The organism is Myxococcus vastator, from assembly GCF_010894475.1.
Classification (GTDB): Bacteria; Myxococcota; Myxococcia; order Myxococcales; family Myxococcaceae; genus Myxococcus; species Myxococcus vastator.
This window is the reverse complement of record NZ_JAAIYB010000584.1, coordinates 1-4204: the sequence shown is the minus strand read 5'-3', so window position 1 is coordinate 4204 and position 4204 is coordinate 1. Positions and strand designations below refer to the sequence as shown.

Sequence of the window (4204 nt, the reverse complement as noted above, 5' to 3'; positions counted from 1 at the left end):
GTACCGGAAGGGCGCCAGGTCCACCGCGGGTCGCTCACCCAACACGGCCTGTGCGACGAGCTTCGCGGTGATGGGGGCCAGGAGGATGCCGTTGCGGAAGTGGCCCGTGGCCAGGAAGAGCCCGGGGACGGGGCCTTCGCCCAGGAAGGGCCGCTGGTCCTCCGTCCACGGCCGGAAGCCCGCCCACGTCTCCGTCACGGGCGCCGAGCCCAGCTCCGGGCACAGCTCCAGGGCCATGTCGAGGATGCGCGCCAGGCCCGCCGCGGTCACCTGCTTGTCGAAGCCCACCAGCTCCATGGTGCTGCCCGCGATGACCCGGCCGTCCGCGCGAGGCACCAGGTAGCCCTTCTCGGACGTGACGACGCGGTCCAGCAGGGGCAGCCGTGTCTGGAATTGAACCATCTGCCCGCGCGCGGGCCGCACCGCTCGGGCGTCCACGCCGGCGCCGTGGACCAGGGCGGACCAGGAGCCCGCGGCCAGCACCACCGCGTCGGCGCGCAGCAGCTCGCCGTCCAGGTCCACGCCCACCGCGCGGCCACCTTCCCGCACCACGCCGCGCACGTAGCCGCCGCGGAACTCCGCGCCCACCCTGGCGGCGGCCATCGTCAGGGCGCGCACCAGGAGCCGGTTGTCCAGCTGATGGTCGTCCGGGAAGTGCGCGGCGCCCACGGCCTTCGCGGACAGGCGTGGCTCCAGGGCACGGGCCGCGGCGCCGTCGAGCAGCTCGGCCCGCAGGCCCATGCCGCGCTGCCATGCCACCGTGGCGTCCAGGGGGGGCAGGCTGGCCTCGTTGAAGGCGACCTTGAGGATGCCGCAGGGCCGGTAGGCCACGTCCACGCCGGACAGCTCGCGCAGCTCGGCGGCGAAGGCGGGGTAGAGGCCGCGGCTGCGAAGGCACAGGTCCAGGAAGGCGCCCGGACCGTCGGACTCCATCTGGGGCGCGAGCATCCCCGCCGCCGCGCTGGAGGCCTCCGCGCCTGGAATGGAGCGCTCCAGCACGACGACGCGGACGCCGGCCTGCCGCAGCCGCAGCGCGATGCCGCAGCCCATGATGCCCCCACCCACGATGATGACGTCCGCGACTCGCATGGGCGCTTCCTGCTCGCCCGCGAGGGTGTTTGCAAGCGTTGCGCGGGCTCTACTCCGGGCCCGGTTGACGGCGCGGCGGTTTGTCGTTACTCATACGGCGATGCTCTCCGCGTCCCTTCACCATCACCATGCGCATCATCGGCTCGGCCCCGACGGGACCGTTCGCCATGCGCATGCCTGGGTGAGACGCTAGACGCACCCACCTCGGCACCTGCCGCAGCGACCGAAGGCCCGTCCCCCCAGGACGGGCCTTTTTTCGTTTCCGCGTCGTTGTCTCCTCGCAGTCTTGAAGGTTCCCCATGCTGCTGAAGATTGCTCTGCCCAACAAAGGCCGCCTCTCGGACGAAGTACGGGAGTTGTTCAATGACGCGGGCCTGGAGGTGCGGGCCCGGGGTGAGCGCGCGCTCACCGCGTCCCTGGGCGGAGAGTTCGAGGCCATCTTCGTCCGCGCCCAGGACATCCCGGAGTTCGTGGCGGATGGTGCCGCGCACGCGGGCGTCACCGGCTGGGACCTGGTGTGCGAGTCCGGACGCGAGCTGGACCTGCTGATGGACCTGGAGTTCGGCAGGTGCCGCCTGGTGGTGGCGGCGCGGGAGGAGGGCGGCTTCGCCTCGCCGGAGGACGTGAAGGAGGGCATGCGGGTCGCGTCCTGCTTCCCTCGGTTGACGCAGGAGTACTTCGCCCGGCGCGGGCAGCGGGTGGCGGTGGTGCCGGTGTCGGGCGCGGCGGAGATCGCGCCCCACCTGGGCATCGCGGACATCGTCGTGGACCTGACGTCCACCGGCTCCACGCTGAAGATGAATGGCCTGCGGGAGGTGGCCACGGTGCTGGAGTCCAGCGCGCGGCTGGTGGCGTGCAAGGGCAACCCGGTGGACGCGCAGCGGAAGCTGGACGAGCTGAAGCAGGCGCTGGGCTCGGTGCTGGCGGCGCGCGGCAAGCGCTACCTGATGGCCAACGTGCCAAAGGACTCGCTCGTCCGGGTGCGCGAGGTCCTCCCGGGCCTCAACGGCCCCACCGTGGTGAACGTGCTGGACGGCGGCGACTTCGTGGCCGTGCACGCGGTGGTGCCGGCGAAGACCATCTACCGCACCATCAACGCGCTGAAGGCCCTGGGCTGCGAGGGCATCCTCGTCACCCGCATCGAAAGGTTGATGGCGTGATGGCCGCCCTTGCTTCGTCGACCCTGAGGTACCGCGGTCCCTTGTCCTCTCTCGCCCGGGAGGACTTCCGGCGCCTGCTGGACCGGGCGAGTGGCTCCGATGCCCGCGTCGCGCTGCGCGTGCGGGAGCTCATCGCCCGCGTGCGCGCGGAAGGAGACCAGGCGCTCTTCGAGCTCGCGCGGCAGCTCGACCGCGTGGAGCTGACGGCGCTGGAGGTTCCGCGAGACGTCTGCGCCGCGGCGCTCGCCGGATTGGAGCCATCCGTCAGGGACGCGCTGGCCCGGGCGGCTCGCAACATCGCCCTGGCGCACGCGCCGCAGAGGCCGCGGTTGGTGGAGGTTGAGACGGAGCCCGGCGTGCTCGTGGGCCGGCGGCCGGATCCGCTGGGCCGCGTGGGGGTGTATGCGCCGGGAGGCCGCGCGGTGTACCCCAGCAGCGTCCTGATGGGCGTGGTGCCCGCGAAGGTGGCGGGCGTGGGCGAGGTCATCGTGTGCTCGCCGCCGGGGCCCGATGGCTTGCCGCACCCCAGCGTGCTGGCGGCGGCGTCCCTGGCGGGCGCGGACCGCGTCTTCTCGCTGGGCGGCGCGGGGGCGGTGGCGGCCATGGCCCATGGCACGGAGAGCGTGCCGCGCGTGGACCGCATCGTGGGGCCGGGCAATGCCTACGTGGCCGAGGCCAAGCTGCAGGTGGTGGGCGCGGTGGCGATTGAAGCGCCCGCGGGCCCCAGTGAAATCCTGGTCGTGGCCGACGACACGGCGAACCCGGCCGCGGTGGCGCGAGAGATGTTGGCCCAGGCAGAGCATGACCCGGAGGCGGCCTGCGTCACGCTGGCGCTGGGCGACGCGCTGGCGGACGCCATCGCCGCGGAGGTGGAGCGGCAGGCCGAGCACGCGAAGCGGTGGGAGATTGTCACCTCGGCCCTGGGCTCGCGCGGCGCGGTGCTGACAGTGGCGTCCCTGGAGGAAGCCTGGCCCTTCGTGGCGGACTTCGCGCCGGAGCACCTGCTCATCGCCACGGCGACGGCGCAGGAGGACCTGGGGCGGGTGCGCAACGCGGGCACCGTCTTCCTGGGAGAGCGTTCGTCGGTGGCCTACGGCGACTACATGACGGGCTCCAACCACGTGTTGCCCACGGCGGGGTTGGCGCGGGCGTACTCGGGTCTCAACCTGCTCGACTTCTACCGGTGGACCACCTACCAGCGCGTCACGCCCGCGGCGGCGGCGGCCCTGGCGGAGGACGTGGGGCGGCTGGCTGACAGTGAAGGCCTCTTCGCGCACGCGGACGCCGCGCGCGCCTGGGGGCGGCCATGATTCCCAGGCGGGCTTCGTATCGGGACATTCCGCTGTACGCGCCTTCGAAGCGGCCGTGCCGGGTGGACCTGAGTGACAACACCAACCTCTTCGGTGTTCCTCCCTCCGTGGAGCGGGTGCTGGTCTCCACCGTGTCCCGCGTACCGCGCTATCCCCCGGGCTATGCGCCGGAGCTGCGCCGGGCGCTGGCGGCGTCCATGGGCGTGGCGCCCGAGGAGATAACGACGGGCTGCGGCTCGGATGACGTCATCGACTCGGCGCTGCGCGCCTTCCTGGAGCCCGGGGACACGCTGGCCTTCCAGGACCCGACCTTCGTCATGGTGCCGCTGTTCGCCAAGGTGAATGGGCTCAAGGCCGTGCCCGTTCCGCTGAAGCCGGACTTCGACGTGGATGCGGACGCGCTGCTCGCCACGGGGGCGAAGGTCATCTACCTGTGCTCGCCCAACAACCCCACGGGCACCGCGCTGTCGCGGGCGGCGGTGGAGCGTATCGCCGAGGACGCGCCCGGCATCGTCATCATCGATGAGGCCTATGCGGACTTCGCGCCGGGAAAGGACTTCCTCGGCCTGGCGCGACGGCGGTCGAATGTGCTGGTGACGCGCACCTTCTCCAAGGCCTTCGGGCTGGCGGGGCTGCGGGTGGGGT

Annotated in this window: 4 protein-coding genes; 3 read left to right on the top strand and 1 reads right to left on the bottom strand. The window is 72.3% G+C overall.

Features of this window, described 5'->3' with window-relative positions; genetic code table 11:
• Positions 1-1089: glycine oxidase ThiO (gene thiO / locus G4D87_RS34320; RefSeq protein ID WP_163786891.1), on the bottom strand; the 1089-nt coding region annotated here is incomplete at its 3' end.
• A gap of 299 nt (positions 1090-1388) precedes the next feature.
• Here thiO and hisG point away from each other — a divergent pair.
• The 3 genes from hisG to G4D87_RS34305 all read left to right on the top strand — a co-directional run.
• On the top strand, positions 1389-2249 hold the full coding sequence (gene hisG, locus G4D87_RS34315) for an ATP phosphoribosyltransferase (protein WP_163786890.1): 861 nt from the start codon (positions 1389-1391) through the stop codon (positions 2247-2249).
• Positions 2249-3559 carry a histidinol dehydrogenase gene (gene hisD, locus G4D87_RS34310; protein WP_205507829.1) on the top strand — a complete coding sequence of 437 codons (1311 nt, stop codon included), beginning with the start codon at positions 2249-2251 and terminating at the stop codon, positions 3557-3559. The genes hisG and hisD overlap by 1 nt, the downstream gene beginning before the upstream one ends.
• Positions 3556-4204, top strand: a 649-nt coding sequence (locus G4D87_RS34305) for a pyridoxal phosphate-dependent aminotransferase (RefSeq protein ID WP_163786888.1), incomplete at its 3' end; no start/stop codon positions are given. The genes hisD and G4D87_RS34305, both read left to right, overlap by 4 nt.

What these genes read in the sequence shown, in the direction of transcription:
- hisG (WP_163786890.1), top strand. Translation starts at nt 1,389, where the DNA reads ATGCTGCTGAAGATTGCTCTGCCCAACAAAGGCCGCCTCTCGGACGAA.
- hisD (WP_205507829.1), top strand. Translation starts at nt 2,249, where the DNA reads ATGGCCGCCCTTGCTTCGTCGACCCTGAGGTACCGCGGTCCCTTGTCC.